We start from the raw sequence: 21,672 nt of genomic DNA on the forward strand, positions 1-21,672 counted from the left end.
TCAGTTGATCCGAACTCACCCGTCGATTAAGTGAGTTCGAATGGAACGTGCCAGGTGAAGAGAGGCCGTGCGCGCAATTCGCGCTGCGTGCCGAACAACCGGCGTCAGCAACACAACTGCGGCAGTCGAATCCCTTGCGGTTGACGTTCAGCCAGGCATGTCATGCCAGGGCTCACGCAGGTCCTCTCCCCGCCAACCACCCACAGCTCAGGGAGAGAAATGAAGACTACGAAGCATCTCGCGGCGTTCGGTGCCGCGTTGGCGACCACCCTGATAGCCGGCCCCGCGTACGCCATCTCAACAGGACCGGCCACGTCCCACGCGGTCCATGCGGCCACGGGCTACACGGTGGCTTGCAATTCCCCTGGTGACACCGCGAATTTCCACTACAAGGAGGGCACCGTCCACACCACCGTGTACTTCAACAACCACTGCACCCACGCGGTGAATGTCAAGGTATCCGCCGCCGATGCCCACCGCTGCCTCACCACCGAGGCAGGCGAAAAGGGCAACAGGCTCTACCTCATGAAGGGCAACGTGGAGCTGCACCGGGATTGCTGAGCACGATCGCCTCCCCGCCGTCAGTCGGATGATGCTTCACCTGGGCTGAAGCAACATCCGGCGGCCTGCCGATGCAGCTCAGGCGCCCTTCTTCACCGGCTCAAGAATCGCCACACACTCCACATGATGCGTCACCGGGAAGGCGTCCGATCAGAGGGCACCTTGAGAAACTGCAGGTCAGGCAACACTTAACCCATCCCCTGGCACGCCTAGAAGGGGTGCCAGCGTCAAATGAGCGTCGCGGGTCCATGCTCCGTCCATCGCAACCCTGCGCCCCAGTCCTCCAGCGTCCTATCGCGGGCCCATGTACACGCACGGTCCAGGACCACTCCGCGCGGAAGAGCAGAGCGAACTCCGGCAGGCCGAAGGCCCGACGTCCCGACAGGGTTCCGACCCCAACCAGCTGCCGATCGCCCTGTCCGAGCTGACCGCCCCCACCAGCGGCACCGTGAGCCTCGGCATGTACCGCATCGCCCTGAACGCCGACTTGTACGACGATTGCGTCCGCTACCTCGACGGCAACCTGCTTACCCCCTCCTGGCCCCGGCTGCAGAAGATGGTCGGCCGCGGCATCCGTACCGCATGGGAGGAAACCGTTCCCGGCCTGTACACCAACTCCGCCGAGGCCGCTGTGTGACCCAGCAGAACCTGCCCGATCTACCCAATCACCACCGTCAGCTCTTCACCGGAATCCTCGACCTGGGGCTCCCCTGCAGGCTGGCCCTCCGGGGCAACTACACAGTCCGGGCCCACGGCATCGTCCACCGCCCGGGCCAAAGCCTCGACTTCACCGCCATCCACCCGGCAGACCTGGCGGACTTCACCGTGAACTCCTCCATGGTCTGAGCCAACTCGATCCCGCGTCCGAAGCGATGCACGTCTTCGACCGTATGTAACACGAGGTCGACCGTAACCGCATCGCGCATTCCAGGAGCACGGTTCAGCGACTGGTGTAGAGGAATCGCAGGTATCGCACGAGAGACAGCCTGCGCCAGTGTGCCTCAGCAGTCTCGGCAGCAGAGCTCAGCGCCGCATGGCGCGCACTGTTCTGCTGGAGCGTGACCGCGCGCCAGCTGAACTCCTGCCGCTGGTGACGGGCCCGGTCGCCAGCCAGGGCGTTCTCCCGGGTGAGCCGCGCCTGGCCGCTCTCCAGCTCCTTCTGTGCCTTCGTCCGTGAGGCTTCAGCTGCCGCGTCCACGGAGCGGAGCTCAGCGGCGAGGCGGGCGCGCCGGGCCTCGATGCCCTGGTCGATCGGCTGTCGTTCCTGTGCGGTGAGCGCAGTGGGCTGACCGGCTTCGGCAGCGGCGACCAGTTGCCTGCGCCAGGCATCGAGCGCGGCGGCCTTGGCCTCACCGATGCCCTGGACGTCGATACGGCGGCCGTTGCTGAGCACCAGTTCGGCGCCGACGCTGTTGTAGTGCGCGTTCCGCACGGCTCGGTATCCGGTGAAGTCGGCTGCGGTACGGATGCCCGCTACCGCAAGCCGCGCGGCCAGTTTCGGCCCGATGCCGTGCGGCGGATTCTGGGCGATCAGCCGTCGTCCAAGACGCTCCCGCACGTAGGCGGACTGCCGGGCGGCAAGCGCCGTTCTCAGTGCCTTCCCTCGCTCCTCCGCAAGCCCAGCGATCTTCTTGTCCAGCTCCTGCCGCTTACGGACCCGGCGCTTCTCAATCTGTTGGATCTCGCCGTGGTAGCTCGCGGTGAGCTTGCACTGTGCGCGTGGGTGGTCGGCGGTGCGCTTCGTCTCTGCTGCGTCGAACTTCGCCCGCTCCTTTCGCAGCTTCGCCTCGGCCTTGACCGGGTCGTCGAGCTGGTCCAGTTCTGCTGTGAGCCCGGAGAGAACGGCCCATGCCTGAGCCCGCTCCGTGCGGCGGGCCCGCCCGAACACCGAGAACGCGGCGGCGGCGAACACCGGGACTGCTGGACCGAGCGGGGCTGTCGAGAGGCCCACGACAAGCACCAGCACCGTCATTGCCAGCATCAAAGGCCAGACGACGGCTACGGCGACGTCCAGTGGCGTCCTGACCTGGAATCTGTCCGGTGAGGCGACCGATTGCGCGGGCTGCGTCGACGTCGCCTTGGAGGCGACGTGTCCCGCCATCCAGTCGGGCAGACCGCCCGTACCAGTGATGACGGTATCGCTGTGAGTAGTGGTGTCCGTGTTCACCGTTGCGGCTGCGCGCTGCCTGGGCACGGCCAGGGTCAGCGGCGGCACCATGTCCAGGGGCTGGCACGCCAGGGTCCGCACCTGGTCGGCGAGTCCGCTCACCATACGGTCGGGATGAGTGAGCAGTGTCTGCAGTCGCGCCGAGCCGGCCGGGCTCGTGAAATCATCCTCGGTGAGCAAGAGGAACTCGCCGCTGGGTTCGTGCAACCGGGACCACAGGGCCGGTTCGGAGGCGATCGCCTTCAACGAAAGGAAGATGACCCAGGCGGAGAACCGGTCAAGATCCACTCCGAAGTCATTGTTCCCCCGCAGGGGCGACTGATAGTTCCGGTGCCCTCGCTCGGTCCCTCCCAGGCCAGCCAGTGCCGGGACGTACATGCCGTCGTAGTCGACCAGCCGCAAGGTGTCGTCGCTCGCCACGAGCAGGTTGCCGTGCTGCAGATCGCCGTGGGCGATCTGGTGGTCCGCCAGGTCCCGGGTCAGTTCCTCGAACCGGTCGGCCAGGCGATCGACGGCGATCCGGTCCGCATGGTTGTCGTCGAGCCAGGAGGACAGGGTGACGGCCTCAGCCCACTCCATCTTGAGGACCGGGTAGCGTTCCCGCCCGACGCTGATGGCGTCGGGAAGGTACTCGAAGCCGAGGTTCCACGGCTGGGAGAGCTCCGCCGGATCGAGCAGGGCGAGTCGGGAGCTGATGGCCTCGTACCGGCGTTCCTGGTCCGGGACGTGACGGGTGAAGCACTTGACCGCGTACCGGCGGCCCGATGAGGGCGAGGTCAGGGAGAATACACTGGCGAAGGCGCCGGAGATGGGGCGCGGCAGGCCGAACCCGGTCAGCTCGGGCCGGGCGCCCTTGAGTTCCGGATGATGGAAGCACAGCTGGGTGTGCTGCAGGGCTTCCGCGTACTCGGCGCCGCTGGGGAACCGGCGCTGCGAACCGGTGGCCGGGCCCATGTTCACCGTCCCTCGAAATCGATCCGCACGAATGCCACGTCGTCGTTGCGCAACTGCTGGCTGTCCCGTAGCCCGTTCAGCCAGTTGTTAAAATCGTCCAGGTCGTCGGGCCCGGCGTACTCGAGAAGCTGGCCGACGGCGTCGGCCTGGTCCGGAGCCGACATGAGCCAAGCGGCCAGGGCATCCGTCATCAGAAGCAGGCGGTCTCCCGGGTGGCAGTTCCCTCCGGTGAATCTCGTGCGGTCGGCAATGAGCGCGGCGTTACGGTTGCGGCTGCCGAAGAGATCAGGAGTGGCGCCGAATTCCTCGATGGCCGACACCGGGAACGTCTGTATCAGCTGGTTGTCGCGCAGGTGGAACAGGCAGCTGTCCCCCAGCGCAGCGGCACGCCACCGCCAGGACGGTACCGCTGCGCCGTCGTGAGGACCGCTCTCCGGGTCGACGCGCACCATGAGCAGCGTCGCGTAGGCGCCCTCCGCGAGCTTGGTGTGCTCGTACCACTTCAGTGGACGCTCTTCCGCCTGGCGAGCCAGTGTGTAGTCGGCCAGCCAGGGATCCCACCGGGCCACCACGGACGCTGCGAACTGCTCGAAGGCGGTTCCGCCCGCCAGCGCGTCCGGCAGCGCCATGGCGTGTTCGGCCGCGGCGCGGGACAGCAACCTGGCCCAGTCCTTGGCCAGTGCGCTTTCCGTGGCTCCGTCGCAGACACCTGCCGCGAGTGGCTCCCGCAGCATGTGATCGTGCGGATGCCCGGGAAGCACGGCGACGGCGTCCTCACATTCCGCTGCCGTGCTTCCTTTCTTGGGGGCCACCAGGTGCGTGACGTACACGCAAGAAGTGGAGGTCGTCACCGCAGTTCGGTGGCCCGGGTACCGATGTCGAGGAACTGGACGACCGTGGTGATGTCGGCGTTGTAGACGAAACCGCGAGTAGTCTCGCTGACCCGCTGCCCCTGCGAGGCCGCGTACGAGCGCATGTGGCTCGGCAGCGGGCTGGACATGCCGAACAGGGTCCGGGCGTAGCTGTCCGGAAGGGTGTCCGCCGAGTCGGGGAACGCGGTCGGTGTGCCACCTGCTGCAGACACATGCAGGTTAAACAGTAGCGCCGCTCCGTCCGCTGTGGCGTGGGAGGTGACGGCCTCGGCGGCCGCGGTGGGGTCGCCGTCGGTCGACTCGCCGTCCGTCAGGTTGATGACGATAGGCGGGAATCCGGCCGGATACCGCTCAGTCCAGCCGGCGACGAGTCCCGCCGCGTACTGCAACGCACGGTTCATCGGGGTTCCGCCGTGGGCGACCGGATCCATCCACAGAGGGAAGTTGACGGTGGTCTCAGCCAGGCCGCCGGCACCGTCGGGGACCTTCTTGCTCCGCTCGTCGATGCGGGCCGGGTTGTCCGCCACCTCGCTCAGGGGGACGACGTCCCGTCCTTCGAGCGGCCCCGCGAACGCCGAGCCCACGGTGGCTCCGTAGCCAATGACCGCGACGTGGAAGTAGTCGCGTACGCCCTCTTCCTTCGCGCACTTGACGGAGAGTTCGGTGAGCAGGCGGTTGATGGCGTCAGCGACGACATCGGCCTTCTGCTGCGGTACTTCACCACCGATGGGATCGCTCATCGAGGTCGACTGGTCGACGAGGAAGATGATGCTCGCCGGGTTGGAGCGGCTGATCTCTGCTGTGTACGGCACAGTGAACTCCTGGCGGAATACGAAGAAACCGGTCGTCGGAGAAGCTCGTACGAGGCAGCGGTCTCCGGCGGGCGGGCCGGGAGACCGAGATCCCCTGGTCCGATGATAGGGACAGGCGTCGGCTGTCGCAGTCGTATCGCGCTTCCCGGTCGTCCCGGTCCGTTCTGCAGCCCTGCCCGCCCCTCCCTGCACATTTCAGTTGTCGAGCCGGCCCACCACCTTTTCCACCCGCCCGTCCCACACCTGCCAGGCAGGGATCCGCACGCCGTTGGGCAGCAGGGCCGTTCGGCCGAGTGCGAGTCTCAGGTGACGTGCGGCCTCTGCGCCGGTGGACGCACCGTGGTCGAGTCGGACCCGAACGCTCTTTGAGCTGCGGCGGACGTCGAAGTCGTAGGGATAACCGTCCAACGTGGCATTCCGGTCGATCAGGACTCCCGGAATCTCGTCCGTCAGCAGGTACTGCAGCCGGTCGCCGACGTCTTCGTCGGAATGTTCCGGGTGAACGCCGAGCGAAGGGAGGCCGTCCTTGGCTTCTGCCGCGTCGAGGAGTGCGTGCGGCATGCCGGGCCGGACCGACCAGAAGTCGCGGTCGCCGAATACAATGAGATGCGAACGGGCCCGTGTGATGGCCACGTTCCAGAGGTTGACCTCGCGGGAGAGCCAGTTGACCGTGCTCGGACGCATCCGGTCGGACGCGACGAGGGACAGGAGGATCACATCCTGCTGTCCTCCCTGGAAGGTGTGCACCGTCCCGACCCTGACCCGTGGTTCGTGCTGCCAGCGGCCGGCAATCAGGTCCTTCTGGGCCCGGAAGGGGGTGACGACACCTACGGTCGAACCGTGCGGAAGCCGCTTGAGCAGGCGCTCCACCGAGAGATGAACGCGGTCGGCCTCCTCCTGGTTCAGCCACGACCCGTTGTGGCCCCTGCGCGCTGTTCCCTTCACGTCGAGCCACTGCACGGCGTCGACTCCATCGATGCGCCGCAGCGACCGGGGGTCGGTGAGGACGGTCAGCCGGCCGCCGTAGCAGTGCCGGTTCGCGATGCCGACGATGTCCGGGTGGCAGCGGAAGTGCTCGTCGAGCAGCAGCGTCTCCCTTGCCGCATGGGCGGCCGCATGGAAGGAGGAGTAGCGGCGGTGCTCGAGCCGGTGCTCGTCGAGCCAGCTCGCCCGCAGCCCTGCTCCCCGGTGCGCCTCCGCCTCCTGGCGTGGCTGCAGTGTGGTGATGTGCTGCAGCTGCATGGGGTCGCCGATCACCAGGGCGCGCCGGGCGCGGAAGAGCAGCGGCAGCACATCCGGTGCGGAGCACTGACTGGCTTCGTCCACGATGACCAGGTCGAAGAGGGCGGCCCGGTCCCGGAACCGCCGTGCGGACCGCGCGGTGACGGCCCAGCCCGGGACCTGCGGCAGGATGCGGTCCAGGGTCGACCACTGCCTCGGTGATCGGGCCCGCACAGCCTCGATGCGCTCGTGGATGGCAGAGCGGGCGGTCATCGCCTGCTCCGCCACCGACGACTGCAGCAATGCTGTCGCGGCCTCGCGGATTCGCCGGTCGGTATCCTGGAGCGTGGCGTGGAGCTGGGTGTCGTCGGGCGCCGCTTCGGCTGCGGTGCGCATCCGCCGCCAGTCGGCTTCCGCTTCGGCGAACATCAGCAGTTCGGCGAAGTCCTGACGGTCCGCGACCTGGGCCGGCACAGGGTCGAGCCTGCGCACGCACCGGCCGCGCAGCCATCCCCCGAAGATTCCGAGACGGGCGGCCGTACGGGCCCGGCGCAGCCACCGTCCCAGGGATACGTCATCGCCCAGCGCGGTGGCGAGTGCCAGGGGGGCCTGGTGGTGCTTCTCCGCGTAGGCGGAACGCAGCCGGCCGAGGTCGGCGAGGTCCCGCTCCCGGCGGGCGATCTCTGCGAGCCGGTGCCGCAGTGACTCCTGTGTCCGGAGATGGTTCCGCAGTTCGCCTCGGTGCGTCTGGGGGGACTGCCGGGGCCGGGCGCTGCGGGTGAGTTCCTCCAGTGTGCTCACCTCCTTGTCGACGACCGACTGCGCGCCTGTCCGCACGAGAAGCCCCGGGGCGAGTTCCTCGCACCGCTGCCAGACCTCGTCCACCGCCTTGTTGTTGGTGGAGGCAACGAGCACGGTCTGTCCGGCCGCCCTGGCGGTGGCGACCGTGTTGACGATGAGCTGGCTCTTGCCTGTGCCGGGTGGTCCGGTGGCGACCGTGAGCCTGCGGACCATGGCGGCCCGGATGACGGCTTCCTGTCCTTCGTTGAGTTCCAGTGGCGCGACGATCTGTACGTCCTGTTCGGCGCTCGGATCCATTTCGCCCTGTGCGGTGAACGCTCCGAGTGCCGTGTCCGGGAACTGCCCGATGCTCCGCTGCAGCGTCGTGTAGTCCTTCATCCGCTGCGCTGTGGCCGCGCTGTCCGACCGGGTCGCGTAGACGACCGCCACGTTGCGGGCGCCTTCGTGTGCCGCGCGCAGCGAGCTGCCGTCGCCGAGGATCCCGGGATCGAGGTGTTCAGTGTCGGGCAGCCCGAGTTCCTGCAGCAGGCTGCGCAGGTCGCGGATCATGTCCTCGCGGAATCCCGGCCGCCAGTTGGGCTGGTAGGCGGCGAGCAGTTCCCGGCCTTCGTCCTTGCCCAGGCGGTTCAGGACGAGTTCGGGGTGCAGGACGATCGGTCCGGAAGGCGTGACGACGCTGCGCCCCTGTGGTCCACGTTCGACTTCGATTCGGCGCATGGCGAGCGGTGCACACACCTGTCGCGTGCCGTCGTACAGCACGGCGACAGGGTACCCGTACCAGAGGTCGGCGCCGTCTTCCTGCGCCTGCTCGGCGAGGTCCACGACGCGCTGTGGTGCCTGCACACTGGATTCCGTGCCGGAGAGAAGGGCTTCCTCCCCGGCCGGCCAGACCGTTCGCGGTGGGTCGCTGCCCGCCAGCGGCAGCAGTTCGCCGGTGCGGCCCTCCACCTCCAGGCATTGCTGGTAGTAGGCCAGTAGCCGGGCCCATTCGGTCTCGGTGAAGGCGGAGTCGTCGTGTGCCGCCTCGGTGGGCTCGACCGGTGCCGGCGACTTGTTCCCCGCGGCGTCGGTCACTGCGGTGAGCCCGGCGGGCAGTGGCTTGAGTGCGGGGATCTGGCGGCCTGTGGCGGCGCGGGCGAGATAGATGTCGCCGGTCACGGACAGGGTGGACTGGGTCGGCGTCTGCCGACGGCCGTCCGGTGCTTTCCGCAGGTCCCGGCTGATGTGGCGGAACAGGTCGTTCGCGGAGATCTGCCCGTCGCCGTCCAGGTCCGCTCGTCCCGAGTGCAGGCCTTCGACGATCGCCCGGGTGAACTGCGAAGGCTGGTCGGCATCCGTGGTGAACGCCTTCTCCCAGTGCTGGGAGGCGGTGATGACGTGTACTCCTCCGGCTTCGACCACCAACTTGGCGGCCGTCGCGGGTGCCCCCTTGCTGCGGAAGCCCTGCACCGCGCTGCCGCTGAAACAGCAGTCGAGCAGCAGCACCTTGCGGAGGGCCGCGCACTTCTCCAACTGGTCAATGACAAAGGCTGCTTCGAGGGCTGTCTGCCGCTCCCGCCCGGCCTCGGTGTCCGTCGTGACGAAGTACAGCTGACCGTCCTCGCGGTCGTACGCCCCGTGACCGCTGAGGTAGACCACTACCAGTTCATCGGGTTCCCGCGCGCTCAGGAACCCCTCGATGGCCTGCTTGATCGCCTCTTTCGGCGAGTCCTCGACCCGGGTGCACTTCTCGTACCCTCCGACGGCGGGCATCTCCAGCACCTGGCCCAGGAAGTGGATGTCCGCGCGCACCGAAGGCAGGGCGGGGTAACTCACGTCCTGGTGGGTGGCGGTGCCCACGAGCAGGGCATGTTTTCTGCTCATCGCCCGGCTCCGGGGCCGGGGTCCGAATTGCCGTTATTGCCGCCGTCCTGCAGCTTCCGGACCTCACGCCCGGAGACGCCGCCCTGGAACTCCGTGACCGTGCCGTCCGGGTGCAGGACGCGCACCTTGCGGCTTTTGCGGACTGCGACCCACGCCTTGATGGCGGTCCCGGCCAGCGTGAAGGATCCTCCCGTGAGAACGAGCACGACCTCGGGGGTCAGCAGCGCGGGCCCCTTCGAGCCCTCCGCGTCGTGTGCTGGTTCCGGTGGGGCGAAGCGCACCTCGGTGTCGTCCAACCGGCGCAGAACGTCGCGGAGTTCTCGCGCCTCCAGTTCCGCGTGACGCGGGTCCGCCCCGGACACCTGAATCCGTACGGACTCGATCTGGCCGTTCATACTCCCCCTCGGGTCATCCACTTACCTGTATATAAGGTGATTTACTATGTTCACTGACGGGATGCCGCCCTAGCGACTTTCTTGCACACCGAGATCCGGGGCCTCGTTTCCCGCCCCATGCCCGCTCATCGGGAATCAGGAGAATCCGGTACAACGGCTCCCCCAGGTCGGCCCACCGCTCCAGCGCGTCTCGGTCGACCAGACGGATCCCGTAGCGCGGGCCACTGGCTGTCGCGGCTGTCGTGAACCCTCCGGTGGTGACGATCACAGCGAATTCGGCACCGTGGTAGTGGCGGTAGGTTCCGTTGACCCGCCGGACGCCCTGGTCTCCGACCCTTCGATCCGGTCGCAGCCGCTTGCACTGCACGACCACCCGTCGTCGGAACCCGTCGACGACCAGTACGTCGGCCCCCTTGCCCCCGGCTCGGCCGACATGCTGCACAACCAGTCCGTCCCTGCGCAGCTGGGAGCAGACCGCCAGTTCGAACGCCGTGGGGTCCAGGGAATCGAGATGAGCCAGCGAATAGCGCACGGGCCCTGCGGCAAGCGCCGAGCGGCCGGCCCGCGCCGTCAAGGCCGATCGCCCCGGCTTCAGCGCCAGCCCGACAGCTGCGGAAGCCAGCCCGAACCCGGTCCACACCGGCCACTGCTGGGCCACCTGCCACAGCCCGATGAGCCCTGCCATGCCTCCCAGCCCCCATGCCCACCAGGGAATCGCGACCCACCCTCCTTGGCTGCGGCTGCGCCGCATCAGCCGACTGCCCCGAAGAGCGTCCACACTCCGAAGGCCAGACCGAACAGTGCGAGTCCCGCCAGGTCGGTGACCGTGACAAGGGTGAAGCCGTGATCCTGGCAACGGGAGAACAGTCCTTTTCGCCTGCGGCGGCAGGGCCGGTGGTACTGCGTCGGTCCACCGCAACGGGACACCAGCACGCATCCACCTACGCTCAGTAACCCCACGACAAGCAGCACTGCCCCCCCGATCCCCCGCTCAATCTCTTATGTGTATCGGAGAGTCATGCGTTCCAACCAGTACGTCTTCGGACGAACTGCAGGGCCCGCGCGTTCCAGCCACTCGCCCACGCCCCTCACCCACGCCGTCCCGCGCAGCCGCCGCAACGCTCACCGAACACCCCGCCGACTTCGACGGGACGCCCGTCCTGCCGCTCACCTCGGCCACCGGCCGACCCGACAGTCCGGCCGGCATCCCCTCCAGCCCTCTGGCCTGCCGTTGTATGCCCGCTGTCACTTCTGGACCGCCTGATGTCAGTGTCACCGTCTAGGATTTCTTCCAGGGAATTCAGCCGGGCTGTCTGGGTCGTACCAGCAGGAATGCGACCGGCGCATACGTACGCGAGCTGACGCAGGGCAGGAGCCACATGGAGGATGGCCGGTGGACGACGGTCACCGAGTCCGAGTTCGAGCACGAGCGCCGCGGCCTTGAGGCGATCCGCAGGTTCCTGCCGAACGAGGAGCCTTGGCGTGCCTGGTCGAACTTCACCTTCACGGCGAACAGCGGGCACGTCCGCGAGATCGACCTCATGGTCACCGCGCCGGCCGGTGTGTTCCTGGTCGAGCTGAAGGACTGGCACGGGTCGGTGAGCGGCGGCGGTAACAGCTGGGTGCAGACGACACCCGGCGGCACCCAGCGCCGGCACGGCAATCCGCTGCACCTGACCAATCAGAAGGCCAAGGAGCTGGCGGGCCTGATCGGGAACGTCGTGGGGCGTGGCCCCGGGCGGCCGAGGATCTGGGTGGGTGAGGCGGTCTGCTTCACCGACGACAGGTTCCGGGTGAACCTTTCGGGCGCCGACCTGAATGGCGTCTTCAAGATCAGGCAGCTGGTCGAAATGCTCGCCGTTCCGCCGGAGGACGCCCGGGGGCAGATGACCGCCGGGATGTCGCGCCAGGTCGACGCGGCCCTCAAGCAGCTCGGCATCGCGTCCGTCCGCCGTCAGCACGAGGTGGGGTCGTATCTCCTGGAGACGAAGTCGTTCGACTCCGGTCCGACCTGGGCCGACTACCTGGGACGTCACACCCAGTTGCACGATCTAGCGCGGGTGCGGGTCTTCCTCAGCGAGCGGGGCGCTTCGGACACCGAGCGCGCCTCGGTGGAGAAGGCCGCCGCGCGTGAGGCCACGGTACTCAGCCGGTTCCGGCACCCGGGCGTCGTCCAGCTGAAGAGCTACCTGCCGTCGGGGCATCCCGCAGGCCCGACGATTCTCTTCGACTACCACCCGGAGACCCTCAGACTCGACGACTACCTGGTGGAGCACGGCGAGCGCCTCAGCCTGCCCGGCCGGCTCGCGCTGGTCCGCCAGCTCGCCGAGACGCTCCGTTCCGCGCACTCCAACCGGCTCCACCACCGCATGCTGTCGGCGCACGCGGTGCATGTGATCCCGCGCAACCGCGGTCCGCGCGGGCGCGAACTGGGCGAGGAGCAGCGCTGGCTGAGCCCTCGGCTGCAGATCGCGGACTGGCAGATCGCGTCCGGGCACAGCGCCAGCCGGGGCAAGCCACTGACGCTGGCCACCTCCCATGTGTCCGGTCTGCACGTCTCCCAGCAAGCCGACCCGTATCTGGCCCCCGAGCTGCGGATCCCCAAGGCGGACCCGGTCCGGCTCGATGTGTACGGACTCGGCGTTCTCACGTATCTGCTCGTCACCGGGCAGGCGCCGGGTGCGACCCAGAGTGAGGTCCTGTCCCGTCTGGAGGCGGGCGAGACACTCGCACCGAGCGCGCTGGTGGACGGTCTCGACCCGGATATCGACGAACTGGTGGAGGCGTCCACCGCGTACGAGCCGAGCCGCCGTCTTTCCACGGTCGACGACTTCCTGGAGATGCTGGAATTTGTCGAGGAGGCGTTCGCCGAGAAGGCCGTGTCCCCCGACGACGCGGCGGGCGGCGGTTCGGCCGGTGACGGTTCGCCCCCGACACCCGGCGGGGAACAGTCAGAGCCGGAGAAGGACCCGCTGGAAGTCGTGCCCGGTGATGTGTTCGCCGGGCGCTGGGAGATCGTGCGCCGTCTCGGTACGGGCTCGACGTCGCGGGCGTTCCTCGTCCGTGACCTGGCCGGTGAGCCCCGCCGCAGCGGCAGCCTGCCGGTAGCGGTGCTCAAGGTCGCGCTCAGCGAGGCGAAGCACGTGGTGCTCGACCGGGAGGCCGACGTCCTGGGCCGGATCCACCGGGATTCCAGCATCATCGCGCTGTACGAGCGGGAGCCGCTGACCCTCGCGGGCCGCAGGGTGCTCGCCCTGGAGTACGTGGGCGACAGTCGCGCACTGGACACGGAGAGCACGGGCAAGGCCGCACGCAGACGCGAGGACACCGTCGCCCGTCAGCTGCGGGACTACGGCCGCCTCCGCATGGACCAGCTGGAGACGTACGGAAAGTACCTGTTCGGCGCGGTGGAGCACCTGGAGGCGGAGGGCATCTGGCACCGGGACCTGAAGCCGGACAACATCGCGATCCGGATCCGTCCCAACGGCACCCGCCAGCTCGTGATGATCGACTTCTCGCTCGCCGGGTATCCCGCGAAGGAGATCGAGGCGGGCACCGAGGGCTATCTCGACCCCTTCGTCGGAATCATCACGCGCGGTTCGTACGACGGCCACGCCGAGCGGTACGCGCTGGCTGTCACGCTGCACGAGATGGCGTCCCGCGAGCTGCCCCGCTGGGGCGACGGCTCGGTCACGCCCCGGCAGACCGATCCGAAGGAGTGGCCGTACCCGCAGCTGGCCGCCGACGCCTTCGACGACCCGGTGCGGGACGGCCTGGTGGCCTTCTTCCGCAAGGCCCTGGCCCGGGACGTGAAGAACCGGTTCCCGGACCTGAAGCCGATGGAGCGCGCCTGGAACGCGATCTTCCTGGACGCCCAGCGGACGACGGCGCCGAGCTCCGGGCACGGCAACAAGGTGGTGGCGGTAGAAAGCGCTGCGCCGCAGATCGGCCAGGGCGACGACGACACCTCGGCCGAGGAGATCCGCGACGAGCAGGCGGAGCGTGCCGACCGTTCCACGCCGCTGTCGGTGGCAGGCCTGACCCTTGCGGCACAGTCCCAGCTGTTCGACCTGGGCCTGAACACCGTGGGGGACGTCCTCGACTACTCGGTGCGGAAGTTCCTGACCGCGCCGGGCATGGGCGCACGGACCCGCACGGAGATCCAGAACCGGCAGAAGCAATGGAACCTGCGACTCGGCAAGACACCGGCGCCGACGAGCAAGGAGGCGCTCAAGGCCGCCCGCGAGGAGGTCACCGAGCTGGAGCAGGCGGTCGCCGAATCGGTCGCGGCGGGCGGCGGCGACACCGGCCCGGAGGTACTGCGCGCACTCAGCCTGGACGCGCTGGCGTCCCGCCTGGTGCCACGTCCGTCGGGCGGCAGCGCCCGCTCCAACGCGAAGGAGCGCGAGGCCGTCCGGTTGCTGCTCCGGCTTCCCGATGAGAACGGTGACCTGCCCGAGGGACTGCCCTGGGTCCGACAGACGGATGTCGCCAAGGCCCTTGACCTCACGGTGGGCCGTATCCCGCAGATCGTGAAGAAATCGCGCGAGCGCTGGTACAACGATCCCGCGCTGAAGCTGCTGAGCGAGCAGGTGATCGAGCTGGTCGCCGAACGCAGCCGGGTGGTACCGGTGCTCGAACTCGCCGACGCTCTGCTCGCCCAGCGGGGCAGCAAGGTGGCGAAGCGTCGGGACCGTCGTGCGCTGGCGCTGTCGCTGCTGCGTGCGGTGGTGGAGCGGGAGCAGTTCCGGGAGCAGTACGAGGAGACGCCGCCGCGGTTCCGCTACTTCCACGCCCGGCTGCCCAAGGGCGCCGACCCGGTGCTCGGACTGATCGTCATCGACGTCCGCGACGGAGAGGACAGCGACGACGGGGCGGACACCCCGACCCTGCCGGCCCTCCAGGAGTACGCGCTCAAGCTGGGCACGCAGGCGGACGAGCTGGCGGGCCTGGAGTCCTTGCCGACGGCGAGCACCGTCCTCACCAAGCTGGCCGCGGTCCGGCAGCCGCCGGGGGCGCTCGGCTGGGACGAGCGGCGAACGGCCGAAATCGCGGTCGCGGCTTCCCCGGGGGCCGCGCTCACGCCCCGCCTGGAGATCTATCCACGCGATCTGGATCTCGTACGTGCACTGCGGATCACCCAGGCCGGTGTGGTCGCCGTGCAGCCGGGTGTCGAGGAGGAGCGCCAGCCGGGGCTCACCGTCGACGCCCTGCACAAGCGGGTCGCGACCCGCTTCCCCGACCTGGGCGAGGATCCCCTCGTCCCGCGCGAACTGCCGGTCGGCAGCGCGCTGGTGCGGTTGCTGAAGCAGGCCGGTTTCGAGCTGAAGCTGGCGACCCGCTACGACAAGACCCTCCGGCTCGTCCCGGACCGGCCCGCCGGGGAGTTCACCAGCGGGCTGACGTCCGCGAGTTGGGGTGTCGCGGCCTCGGCGGCGCGGCGGTCTGCGCCGACGCAGTACGACGCGGATGCGGCGGTCGCGGCGGCGGTGAAGGCCGAGCAGCGGCTCGTGCACTCGGCGGGGCAGGACGGGTTCCGGGTCCTGACCGTGCCGCACCAGGGTGCGGAGAAGGCGGTACGGAGGCTGGCCGGCGAGCCCTACGGGGCGGCGGTCGTATCGCTGACCGGGCTGTTCCTGGCCGAGCTGCGCGGCGTGATCGCCGAGGCTGCTCGGCCGACCTGGGAGACCGTCCTCAAGGCGGATGCCGCCGAGGCGGGCACGCGGCCCCACCAGCAGTTGCGGGTCCGTACGGACAAGGCGTGGGGGCGCGTCGAGCCGCTTCTTCGCGAGCGTCTGGCGGAGGGTAGCGGTCCGCTGCTCCTCACCGACACGGCGGCACTCGCCCGCTACGACGCGTTCGACCTCCTGGGCAGGCTCGCGGAGGAGTCCCGGCAGGGCGGCAGCCCGCTGTGGCTGCTCGTCGCCCAGTCCGACCCGGCGCGGGCGCCGAGGCTGGCCGGTCAGAGCGTTCCGTACCAGGCCGGGTTCGACGAGTGGATCGTCGTGCCGGACGCGTGGGTGGCGCGGAAACATCTCGCGCCGGACGTCGCCTGACGGCTGACGTGCGGCGGATCGTCGCCTCTTCTCTCATCCTCGTCTCGCCTTTCAGTCACAACTTCGGGAGCAGTCCGTGATCGACCGCAAGAGCCTCCTCAGTGACCTGCAGAAGCAGGTCAAGGCGGCAGAGACCGACCTGGACGCGCAGGTCAAGGCCGTTCCCGAGGTCGGGGCACGGCTGCGCGGCGAGTACGACCAGGCGAAGAAGCTCGGCCGGACGGCGGCCACCTGGAACTCCTGGCTCGGGGAGCGGGTCACCCAGGTCGCGGTGGCGTGGGTGCTCGGCACGGTCTTCGTCCGGTTCAGCGAGGACAACCGGCTGATCGCGGAGCCCTACATCACGGCGCCGGACGTGGCGGGGCGCGAGGTCGCCCAGGCGCGGTACGAGGAGTACATGGCGAAGGACGCCGACCCGACGTATCGCGGGTGGCTGGAGACGGCGTTCGCGGAACTGGGCGCGGGGCAGGCGGGGCGGCTGCTGTTCGACCGGGACCACAATCCGCTGTACCAAATTCCGCTGTCGCACGACGGGGCGGGAGCGCTGCTGGCGTTCTGGCGGGAGCAGAAGTCGGTGGAGGCGGAGGATGGCTCCGGCAGCACGTCGGTGCTGGTGCGCGACTTCACGGACCCGCTGAGCGAGGACGGCACGGAGGGCTGGGACACCCGGTTCCTGGGTGACCTGTACCAGGACCTGAGCGAGGCGGCGCGGAAGACGTACGCGCTGCTCCAAACTCCGGAATTCGTCGAGGAGTTCATCCTCGACCGGACGATGACGCCTGCGGTGCGGGAGTTCGGCTTCGAAGACCTGAAGATGATCGACCCGACGTGCGGGTCGGGGCACTTCGTCCTTGGCGCGTTCCGGCGGCTGGTGCGGCTGTGGGCCGAGGAGCGGCCGGAGGTCGGTTCGTACGAGCGGGTGCGGGCGGCGCTGGAGTCGGTACACGGGGTGGACCTGAACCCGTTCGCGGTGGCGGTGGCGCGGTTCCGGCTGCTTGTTGCGGCGATGGCGGCGAGCGGGATGCGGACGTTTGGGGCGGCGCGGGAGTTCGAGTGGCCGATCCAGCTGGCGGTGGGCGACTCTCTGATCAAGGACCGGCAGTTGGAGCTTCAGCTGGGTCTCGGGGAGGAAGGTGCGGCTGGTGACCCGCTAGCGGAGTTCTCGTACGCGACGGAGGACGTGCAGGAGTACCCGGGGATTCTGCAGCAGGGGCGGTACCACGTGGTGGTGGGGAACCCGCCTTACATCACGGTTAAGGATAAGAACCTCAATTCCCTGTACAAGGGTCTCTACGACGCTTGCGCAGGGACGTATGCACTGTCGGTACCGTTCGCGCAGCGATTCTTCGAACTTGCAGTACGGGGCGACCAGAAGACCGGTCGAGGCTTCGGCCTTGTCGGCCAAATCACGGCGAACTCATTCATGAAACGAGAGTTCGGAACAAAGCTGATTGAGAGCTTCTTCCGAGACCGCGTCGAACTCACGGAGGTCATCGACACTTCGGGCGCCTACATCCCAGGACACGGCACTCCGACAGTCATCCTCATTGGCCGCCCACTGGGCCACACTGGCACTCGACAATCAACCATTCGCGCAGTCCGAAGTGTGCAGGGCGAGCCTGCGGCACCAATTGTCCCCGCAGAGGGCTCCGTCTGGCGTGCAATCGTGGACCAAATCGATCGCCCCGGAAGCACCGGACGGTGGGTTTCAGTGGACGATCTCGAGCGTGGGCAGAATTTCGGAAAACAGCCCTGGGTTCTGGTGGATGGCGGGCTCGAAATGAAAGCTGCCATCGGTCGGGCTAGCGTGACGACTCTAGGGCAGATCGCCAAGAGCATCGGATTCAGTTGCGTTACACGTGAAGACGACGCCTACATGCTGGGCACAGAAGCAGCACGCAGGCTCAGGACGCCCAAGGAGCACATCCGAACGTTCCACGGCGGTAGCTCGATCCGCGACTGGACAAAAACCGACGGAGTCGGCACTCTTTTCCCCTATTTGGAAGAAACCAAAGAAGCTGGAATTCCTGAACCCGTCGAACACATCCTGTGGCCCAATCGCACTAACCTGCGCAATAGGCGCGCCCTTTCCGGCACGCAAGAAGAACAGGGGCTCGAATGGTTCGAGTACTCTAGCTTCAATCGCAAACGCCACTGGTCAAAATTTCTGATCGCGTTCTCATTTGTTGCGACGCACGGCAGCTTCACGCTGCGGCGTGATCGCGATGCTTTCATTAGATCCGCTCCTGTTATCACACTTCCGGAAGAGGCGACAGAAGAGGAGTATCTGCAACTGCTTGGGCTGCTAAATAGCTCCACAGCCGGGCTCTGGCTCAAAATGGTGAGCCACGACAAAGGCAGCCAGTCAGGGACCGGCGGTTTCATGCACGACGAGTGGGAAAGGTTTTATGAGTTCACCGGAACCAAGCTTCAGGAATTTCCGATCCCTTCTGAACATCCCATCTCCCTCGCGACTAAGCTCGATTCTCTAGCCCAGCAACTGCCCGCCGCCGCACCCAGAATTGTCGTCACCAAGACCGTTCCCGCAGCGCCCGAACTCCGCGATGCCCGGTCCCACTACGAGAGCATCCGAGCCCGCATGATCGCACTGCAGGAGGAGTTGGACTGGCAGGTTTACTCGCTCTACAACCTGCACTCTGATGCCCTACATCTACCCAATACCTCCGACGTTCCTGAAATCGCCCTCGGCGAGCGGGCTTTTGAAATCGTGCTTGCACGCCGGGTAGCCAGCGGTGAGGTCGAAGAGGTGTGGTTCAAACGACACGGGTCCACGCCCATCACGGAGATCCCCTCCCACTGGCCCGACGACTACCGCGCCCTCGTCCAGAAGCGCATCGACGTCATCGAGTCGAACCGCGCCATCGGCATGATCGAGCGCCCCGAGTACAAGCGGCGCTGGGCCACCGAAGGCTGGGACTCGATGAAGCAGAAGGCGCTGAAGTCCTGGCTGCTCGACCGGATCGAGGACCGCTCGTACTGGTTCGACGCGAACGGCAACCCCACCGTCACCACCCTCGCCCGCCTCACCGAAACCCTGTCCGCCGACGAGCACTTCACCTCCGTCGCCGACCTCTACGCGCCCCGCCAGGACCTCGCCAAGACCGTCCGCGACCTGCTCTCCGAGGAGCACGTCCCCTTCGTCTCGGCCCTCCGGTACAAGCCCGCCGCACTCAAGAAGCGTGCCGATTGGGAGCACGTCTGGGATCTCCAGCGGGAGGAGGACGCCGCGCCGGACGAGCCTGCCAAGCGGAAGATCCGGGAGCGGACGCCCGTACCGCCGAAGTACACGTCCGCCGACTTCCTCAAGCCCAGCTACTGGCGCGCCCGAGGCAAGCTCGACGTGCCCAAGGAGCGGTTCGTCTCGTACGGCACGGTGAACGCTCAGTCGCCCGAGCTGTACGGATGGGCCGGCTGGGACCACCTGGAGCAGGCGCTCGCGCTCGCCTCGTACATCCAGACCGCCGGTCTCGGCAGCGAGGAGATCGTGCCGTTCCTGGCCGGGCTCCTTGAGCTCCAGCCCTGGCTGGACCAGTGGTACGGCGAGTACGACGCCGAGTTCGGCGCGTCCCCCGCCGCCGAGATCCTCGCCTTCCGGCAGCAGAAGCAGGGCGAACTCGGCCTGACCGACGACACGTTGCGCGCATGGCGCCCTTCCCCTGCCACCCGCGCAAAGAAGGCCGCCGCCCAGAAGAAGAAGACGGCGGCCCCCGCAGAGTCCGACTGAGCAGTGCGTCTGTGAGGCGGCTGATCCGCCGCTTCACAGACGACAGTCAGGAACCCGACACGTGCGCGATGAAAGCCGCCCAGGCACCGGCGGCAACGGCGAACGAGTCGCGGCCGAGGTCCTTGGAATCCCGGACGCGGACCGCTTCGGCGTCCAGCGCGACCTCGATGCAGTTGTCGCCTTCACTTCCGCTGTAGCTGCTCTTGAACCAGTCCAGGTCTTCCGTGGTGCTCATAGCGCTCCTCGCATCTGTTCCAGCAGGTTCACCGTAGCCCGGCAATCCAGGGCCTGGGAACGCAGCTTGCCATAGCGTTGGAGGAGCACGCTTACGTCGTTCGGAGCGGTGATCAGGCTGCTGGAGCGCTGGCCTTCGACGTAGCCGATCCACTGGTGGCCAGGCCGCTCGGCCAAGTACATCTGACCGTCGACGCCGGCGTGATCCTCCTGCCGCAGCGGCATCACCTGGATCTCCACATTGCGCTGACTCCCAACGTCAAGTAGGTGGTCGATGACGTTGCGAGTGGCCTCGACTCCTCCCAAGCGGCGTTCGAGGAGCGCTTGCTCGATGACAAAGCTGAAGGCGGTGTTCGGCCGCTGGGTGAGGAGTTGCTGACGGTCCAGCCGAGCAGCGACCTCGCGTTCCAGCTGCTCCTCGGTGACAGGCGGGAGCCTGCGGTCGAACACTGCCCGGATATACCTCTCCGGCTGCAACAACCCCGGAACCCCCCGGCACTCATACGCATACAGCGTGATCGCCTCTTCCTCGACCCCCGCCCATGGCAGGAACCAGGACGCCAGCCCGGCCTTCCTCCGCAGGCTCTTCGCCGCTGCCGCGAGGACCTTGCCCGCGACGGGCCCCAGCACTTCGGCTGTCCGGTCCGGAAGGTTCTCCGGAGGGAACCGCTTGCCCTGCTCAATCTTCGCGACATACGCCGCCGAGTAGCGCACACGCGGTGCGAACTCCTTCTGGGTTAGGCCGTCAGCCTCCCGCAGCGCCTTCAAGACGGCCCCGAATGTCTTGAGACTGTCCGACAGTTCAGGTTCTCCACCCGCCGCCGTTCCGCTGCCGCCCTGGTCCGCCGCCATCGCCGCCCCGCTCTCCGTGCCCCGCGTCGGTCAAGCTGCCCAGGGTTACGCGGAGTCACCCGCCCAGTCCAGGGCGTGAACCAGTACAGATGGATCTGTATGGGTGCCGTTCCTGTCGGCATGGCAGGCACCGCCGGAAGGCTGGGCGCATGAAGACATCGCAGGTCCAACCGCCCTTGGCCGTCCGCGAGTTCACGCACGCCTTCCCCGCCACCCGCCTCGGCGCGATCCTCGCCCGCCGGGCCGCCGTGGCCCGGCTCGACGACTGGGGCGTCCCGCCCGGCAGCCCGCTCTCCGACACCGTCGCCCTCTTCGTCGCCGAGCTCGCGGCCAACGCCGCCCGCCACGGCCGCGTACCGGGACGGAACTTCGAGCTCCGCCTCCTCCACAGGCACGCGCACACGACCGCGGTCGTACGCGTGGAGGTGTCCGACACCCACCCGCGACGCCCCGACCCCACGACGGTCGCCATGGCCGACGCGGACGCCGACGGCGGCCGGGGACTCGCCCTCGTGGCGGCCGTCGCCGACGACTGGGGCGTCGAGGACCGCACCGGCCCCGGCAAGACCGTATGGGCACAGACCGGGCCGACCGACCACCCGGACCCGAGCCGACCGGACCGCCCCTGACACCGGCATCGCTCACCGACGCCCGGCGGGAACCGGACGGCTCAGAGCAGCACGCGCTTGCCCGCGAGGAACCCCGCCAGCTCCCGCACCGGCAGAATCCGCACGCCCGCGCCGCCCTGATCCAAAGCGTCCCGGTAGGCGCACAGGTCCCGGGGGTCGGACGTGACCACGACCGCCTCCGGGTGGCGTGCCGCGACGACGACCGCGAGCGCGTCCACCGCGTCGGGGCGGTTCTCGTCCGACAGACCGGCCGGCGCGAGCAGCTGCCCGACCCGCTTGGCGTCATCGGCCACATGTCCGCCCTGGCACACGCCGCACGGCGGCGGCTCGGCACTTCGGGCTCCGAAGACCACGCACTCCGGGATCAGCCTGGTCAGCGGCGTCCACCTCCCGGGCTGCCACGCCTGCGCGAGGACGGGCAGCGGGATCACCGGCGGGTGGCCCGGGCCGAGCAGCGCGCGGTGCAGGAGTTACGCCGGGCGGTCCTGCCGGTCGACGGCGCTGAGCACT

The 21,672-nt window shown here is 68.1% G+C and carries 15 protein-coding genes; 6 read left to right on the forward strand and 9 right to left on the reverse strand.

Going from position 1 to position 21,672, the window contains the following annotated elements; all coding sequences use genetic code 11:
* Positions 1–219 precede the first annotated feature (219 nt).
* The 3 genes from ACGFNI_RS25235 (at position 220) to ACGFNI_RS25245 (ending at position 1,407) form a co-directional block, all read left to right on the forward strand.
* Entirely contained in the window at positions 220–561 is a 342-nt protein-coding gene (locus ACGFNI_RS25235) for a hypothetical protein (protein ID WP_393686917.1), read from the forward strand.
* Positions 562–865: 304 nt separating this feature from the next.
* Entirely contained in the window at positions 866–1,198 is a 333-nt protein-coding gene (locus tag ACGFNI_RS25240) for a hypothetical protein (protein WP_393686918.1), read from the forward strand.
* Positions 1,195–1,407, forward strand: coding sequence for a hypothetical protein (locus ACGFNI_RS25245; RefSeq protein ID WP_393686919.1), 213 nt, complete (start codon positions 1,195–1,197; stop codon positions 1,405–1,407). Before ACGFNI_RS25240 ends, ACGFNI_RS25245 begins: the two co-directional genes overlap by 4 nt.
* 94 nt (positions 1,408–1,501) lie before the next feature.
* Here ACGFNI_RS25245 and ACGFNI_RS25250 read toward each other — a convergent pair whose 3' ends face one another.
* The 6 genes from ACGFNI_RS25250 to ACGFNI_RS25275 form a co-directional block, all read right to left on the reverse strand.
* Entirely contained in the window at positions 1,502–3,682 is a 2,181-nt protein-coding gene (locus ACGFNI_RS25250; protein ID WP_393686920.1) for a hypothetical protein, read from the reverse strand.
* A 2-nt stretch (positions 3,683–3,684) separates the two neighbouring features.
* The gene (locus ACGFNI_RS25255; protein WP_393686921.1) at positions 3,685–4,533 is read right to left on the reverse strand and encodes a hypothetical protein; all 849 of its coding nucleotides are present in this window, start codon (positions 4,531–4,533) and stop codon (positions 3,685–3,687) included.
* A complete protein-coding gene (locus ACGFNI_RS25260; protein ID WP_393686922.1) occupies positions 4,530–5,366 on the reverse strand; it encodes a vWA domain-containing protein in 837 nt (278 codons plus the stop codon). The genes ACGFNI_RS25255 and ACGFNI_RS25260 overlap by 4 nt, the downstream gene beginning before the upstream one ends.
* Before the next feature lie 195 nt (positions 5,367–5,561).
* On the reverse strand, positions 5,562–9,251 hold the full coding sequence (locus tag ACGFNI_RS25265; protein ID WP_393686923.1) for an AAA domain-containing protein: 3,690 nt from the start codon (positions 9,249–9,251) through the stop codon (positions 5,562–5,564).
* Complete coding sequence (locus ACGFNI_RS25270) at positions 9,248–9,646, reverse strand: hypothetical protein (RefSeq protein WP_393686924.1); 399 nt, start codon at positions 9,644–9,646, stop codon at positions 9,248–9,250. The genes ACGFNI_RS25265 and ACGFNI_RS25270 overlap by 4 nt, the downstream gene beginning before the upstream one ends.
* Positions 9,647–9,659: 13 nt before the next feature.
* Entirely contained in the window at positions 9,660–10,331 is a 672-nt protein-coding gene (locus ACGFNI_RS25275) for a restriction endonuclease (protein ID WP_393686925.1), read from the reverse strand.
* 694 nt (positions 10,332–11,025) lie between these two features.
* Between ACGFNI_RS25275 and pglW the strand changes: the two genes are divergently transcribed.
* Both pglW and pglX read left to right on the forward strand, forming a co-directional pair.
* On the forward strand, positions 11,026–15,702 hold the full coding sequence (gene pglW / locus ACGFNI_RS25280) for a BREX system serine/threonine kinase PglW (protein ID WP_393686926.1): 4,677 nt from the start codon (positions 11,026–11,028) through the stop codon (positions 15,700–15,702).
* Between the two features lie 76 nt (positions 15,703–15,778).
* Positions 15,779–19,447 carry a BREX-2 system adenine-specific DNA-methyltransferase PglX gene (gene pglX / locus ACGFNI_RS25285; RefSeq protein ID WP_393686927.1) on the forward strand — a complete coding sequence of 1,223 codons (3,669 nt, stop codon included), beginning with the start codon at positions 15,779–15,781 and terminating at the stop codon, positions 19,445–19,447.
* A 46-nt stretch (positions 19,448–19,493) separates the two neighbouring features.
* Here the strand turns inward: pglX and ACGFNI_RS25290 are convergent, their stop codons facing one another.
* Both ACGFNI_RS25290 and ACGFNI_RS25295 read right to left on the reverse strand, forming a co-directional pair.
* Positions 19,494–19,682, reverse strand: coding sequence for a DUF397 domain-containing protein (locus ACGFNI_RS25290; protein WP_393686928.1), 189 nt, complete (start codon positions 19,680–19,682; stop codon positions 19,494–19,496).
* Positions 19,679–20,533 (reverse strand): helix-turn-helix domain-containing protein, encoded by an 855-nt coding sequence (locus tag ACGFNI_RS25295; protein ID WP_393686929.1) that lies wholly within the window; start codon positions 20,531–20,533, stop codon positions 19,679–19,681. Before ACGFNI_RS25295 ends, ACGFNI_RS25290 begins: the two co-directional genes overlap by 4 nt.
* A gap of 149 nt (positions 20,534–20,682) precedes the next feature.
* Here ACGFNI_RS25295 and ACGFNI_RS25300 point away from each other — a divergent pair, with 149 nt between their 5' ends.
* On the forward strand, positions 20,683–21,162 hold the full coding sequence (locus tag ACGFNI_RS25300) for an ATP-binding protein (RefSeq protein ID WP_393686930.1): 480 nt from the start codon (positions 20,683–20,685) through the stop codon (positions 21,160–21,162).
* A gap of 41 nt (positions 21,163–21,203) precedes the next feature.
* On the opposite strand, the gene ACGFNI_RS25305 is transcribed toward ACGFNI_RS25300, so the two are convergent.
* Positions 21,204–21,593: a hypothetical protein gene (locus ACGFNI_RS25305; RefSeq protein WP_393686931.1), complete on the reverse strand. Its 390-nt coding sequence runs from the start codon at positions 21,591–21,593 to the stop codon at positions 21,204–21,206.
* Between the last annotated feature and the right edge of the window lie 79 nt (positions 21,594–21,672).

The sequence above is a fragment of the Streptomyces sp. NPDC048644 genome, assembly GCF_043199105.1.
In the GTDB taxonomy this organism is placed as follows: Bacteria; Actinomycetota; Actinomycetes; order Streptomycetales; family Streptomycetaceae; genus Streptomyces.